We start from the raw sequence: 3474 nt of genomic DNA on the forward strand, positions 1-3474 counted from the left end.
GCGTGAAGCCGATCAGCGTCTGCAACAGGATGGTCCAGAACACGAAATGCGCCGTCGTCTGCATGGCGATCCAGATATCCTTGTCGCCGAGGATGCGCTGGTAGTTGGCGAAACCGAGATTCTTCACCACCTCGTTTGGGCGGTTGGCGCGGTAGTTGGTGAACGACAGATAGATCGCCCAGAACAGCGGGAAGATGTTGATGGCCAGCAGCAACAGGATCGTCGGCGAGATGAACAGCCAGGCGAGGCCCTTGTCGCTGATGCCCCGGGCTTTGCGGGCCAACGGTTCCGGGGTCGCCCGGGCAACGTTCTCCGCGGTCCGATTGAGCATGGTGAGTCCTGCTTCGGTCACTTGGTCGTCTCTGTCATGGAATTTATCTGAACTGCGTCCCGTGCCAAGAGCGGCACGGGACGCTTGGGCCTAGCTCGGGAGGAGCCGGGTTACATCTTGCCATCGTCCTGGAAGACCTGCGTCCAGTCCTTGACCAGACCGTCCAGCGCATCCTTGGCCGAGCCCTGGCCGGCGACGACATAGTCGTGGAAACGCTTCTGCGAGGCCTGCAGCAGCGGGGCGTAGCTCGGCTCGGCCCAGAAGTCCTTCACGATGGCCATCGAGTCGAGGAAGGTCTGCGCGTAGGGCTGGCTGGCCGGGAACTTAGGATCCTTGACCACCGCGTTGAGGCAGGAATAGCCGCCGAGCGACCACCACTTGGCCTGCACGTCCTTGTTGGCGAACCACTTGATGTATTTCAGCGCCGATTCCTGCTTGTCGGAATAGGACACCACCGAGATACCCTGGCCGCCGAGCTGGGCGAACTGCTCGCCGTCAGGTCCCTTCGGGTTGACGAAGTAGCCGATCTTGTCGCCGCCGACATTCTCGTCCTTCTGTAGGCCCGGCCACGTGAAGGCGAAGTTCATGTGCATCGCCACCTGGCCGGATTTGAAGGCATCGACGCCTTCGCCCATGTAGCTGTTCGAGGCGCCCGGAGGCGTGCAGCAATCATAGAGCGCCTTGTAGAATTCCAGCCCCTTCACCGATTTGTCGGAATTGACGAAGCCTTCCATTTCATAGGGCTTCTTGGGATTCTCGTACTGGAAGCCGTAGCTGTAGAGCACGTCCATGGCGCCCATGGTGATGCCTTCCGAGCCGCGCTCGGTGTAGATCGAGGCGCCATAGACGGTCTTGCCGTCGATCTCGCGCTTCTGGAAGAACTCGGCGATCTGCTTCAGCTGGTCGAAGGTGGTCGGCGGGCCGAGATCCCAGCCGTACTTCTCCTTGAATTCCTTCTGCAGCTCCGGCTTGGAGAACCAGTCCTTGCGATAGGTCCAGCCGACGACGTCGCCCATGGCCGGCAGCGCCCAGTAGTTCGGCGTGTTCTTCGGCCATTCCGAATAGCCGACGACGGTTGCGGGCACGAAGTCGTCCATGCTGATCTTCTCCTTGTCGAAGAAGTCGTTCAGCTTGACATAGTGGCCGTTCTCGGCGGCGCCGCCGATCCACTGGCTGTCGCCGATGATCAGGTCGCACAGCTTGCCGTGCGAATTCAACTCGTTGAGGAAACGGTCGGCATAGTTGGTCCACGGCACGAACTCGAATTTCATGCCGATGCCGGTTTCCTTGGTAAAATCCTTGGACAGTTCGACAAGCGCGTTTGCCGGGTCCCAGGCGGCCCAGCACAGCGTCAGGTCTTCAGCGTGCGCGACGTTCGAGACGGCTGTCGACGCTGTAATCGCCGAGGTCAGTCCCAACGCCAGTTTCAAGCTCGATTTCATGCCTTCCTCCCATTTGCGAAACGCGCCCGGATGACGGTTTCAAGAGCCTTCAACCCCTCTCCTCAGGGGCCTAAACATGGCGGCGCAACAGCACCGCAGATGTTTAGTAATTTGTTTAGTGATGCAATTTTTACTAAACAAGGCAAGCGAATTCGTTGCTGCGCCGCAGCATGCCTATGCCGGTGTCTGAAAACGTTGGGAAAAGTGCTGATCGCTGGCCGGGCCCGCGCGGATTGTCGAAGCTGCGCGGGCCGACCTCGACCAGATCTAAGGGCCTTCCCGACTCTCAGTCGACCCGTTTGGTGCTCACCATGACCTTCCGGATCGGCGGCGCCGGCGGCAGCAGTTCGCGGATGTCGGCGAAGGGGAACGTCGGTTCGAAGCGGAAGGCTTCGGCCAACGAGCCCTGCGCGCCGTTGCACTGGCCGGCGCGAAAAAGGTTCTGCATTCGCGCGCCATCGACGAAGCGGTCGGGATCCTGCGACTGATGCATGCGGATCGCCCTGGCCTTGATCTCGGCATGGGCGGAAATGTCGACATAGTGCGTCGGCGAAAAACCGGTGCCGCCCATCGTGTCGGCATGCAGCACTGGAACCCCGAACGACGCCGCGATGCGCACGCCGTCCGACAGCGCGCGGTGGTCGGCATGATAGTCGTTGGGCGCATGCGTGATCGCCAGATCTGGTCCGGTCTCGCGAATCAGTGCTTTCAGCGCCCCGATCAGCGCTGCATCGGCCACCAGCTCGCCATCGGGAAAGTCGAGGAAGCGCAGCGCCGCCCCGAGCAGCGCGGCCGCGGCCGTTGCTTCCTGGCGACGGACGCGAGCGAGAACAACGGGATCACTCTTGCCGCCCTTGGCACCATCCGTGGCTATGGCAAAAGTGAGTTCTGCGCCTTGCGCGGCATAGGCGGCCATCGTACCGAACATGAAGATCTCGATGTCGTCCGGATGCGCACCGAGCGCCAGGATTTTCAAACCACTCTCTCCCCGGAAATGGAACAACGTGACGAACGGAATTCTGCTCGCCCTGATCGCCTACGCAAGCTATTCGGGCAGCGATGCCGTTGTCAAAAGCCTGGGTGGACAATTCACGGTCTTCGAGATCGGCTTCTTCACGACGCTGTTTGCCGGCTGTTTTCTCTTCTTCACGCGCCCGGCGGACGAGCGCTGGCGTGATTTCTGGCGCACCAAGAGGCCTTGGGCTGTGCAGGCGCGTGCCTGGGCCGGCATCGCGTCCGGCGTGCTCAGCGTCTACGCCTTCACCACCATTCCACTGGCCGAGTCCTACGCGCTGATCTTCCTGGCGCCGCTCTGCGTCACCATCCTCTCCACGCTGATCCTCAAGGAGAAGGTCGGCCCCTGGCGCTGGCTGGCGGTGGTTGCCGGTTTTGCCGGCGTCATGCTGGTGGTGCGGCCGGGCTTTCGCGAACTCAATCTCGGCCACCTTGCCGCTTTCGGGGTTGCATTCCTCGCCGCGACCAGCGTCATCCTGATGCGTTCGCTGGCCCAGCAGGAAAAGCGCACCACCATGCTGGGCGTGCTGATCGGCTATGGTCTGCTGTTCAACGGCATCGGTGCCGCTGCCACCGCATTCACCGTTCCCAGCGGGAAACAGTTGCTGTGGCTGGTGATGGCGGGTGCCTTCACTGCCTGCGGCCAGCTGTTGCAGCTGCTGGCCCTGAAAAACGCACCCGCCAACC

At 61.6% G+C, this 3474-nt stretch carries 3 protein-coding genes and 1 pseudogene; 1 reads left to right on the forward strand and 3 read right to left on the reverse strand.

The annotated features are described in order from the left end of the window. The 3 genes and pseudogenes from EN935_RS27155 to EN935_RS27165 form a co-directional block, all read right to left on the reverse strand. Positions 1 to 331 (reverse strand): annotated as a pseudogene (locus EN935_RS27155) (sugar ABC transporter permease); the annotation flags it as partial. Positions 332 to 441: 110 nt separating this feature from the next. Further along, positions 442 to 1773: an ABC transporter substrate-binding protein gene (locus tag EN935_RS27160; protein ID WP_109666017.1), complete on the reverse strand. Its 1332-nt coding sequence runs from the start codon at positions 1771 to 1773 to the stop codon at positions 442 to 444. A 286-nt stretch (positions 1774 to 2059) separates the two neighbouring features. Continuing rightward, the gene (locus tag EN935_RS27165; protein ID WP_127263017.1) at positions 2060 to 2749 is read right to left on the reverse strand and encodes a PIG-L deacetylase family protein; all 690 of its coding nucleotides are present in this window, start codon (positions 2747 to 2749) and stop codon (positions 2060 to 2062) included. Between the two features lie 28 nt (positions 2750 to 2777). Between EN935_RS27165 and EN935_RS27170 the strand changes: the two genes are divergently transcribed. After that, positions 2778 to 3474: DMT family transporter (locus EN935_RS27170; RefSeq protein WP_164771372.1), on the forward strand; the 697-nt coding region annotated here is incomplete at its 3' end.

Origin of the sequence: Mesorhizobium sp. M7D.F.Ca.US.004.03.1.1 (assembly GCF_003998635.1) — a bacterium.
GTDB classification, from domain to species: domain Bacteria; phylum Pseudomonadota; class Alphaproteobacteria; order Rhizobiales; family Rhizobiaceae; genus Mesorhizobium; species Mesorhizobium loti.

Bases quoted from the DNA above. Each gene is read 5' to 3' on its own strand.
- EN935_RS27160 (WP_109666017.1), bottom strand. From the start codon at position 1,773: ATGAAATCGAGCTTGAAACTGGCGTTGGGACTGACCTCGGCGATTACA.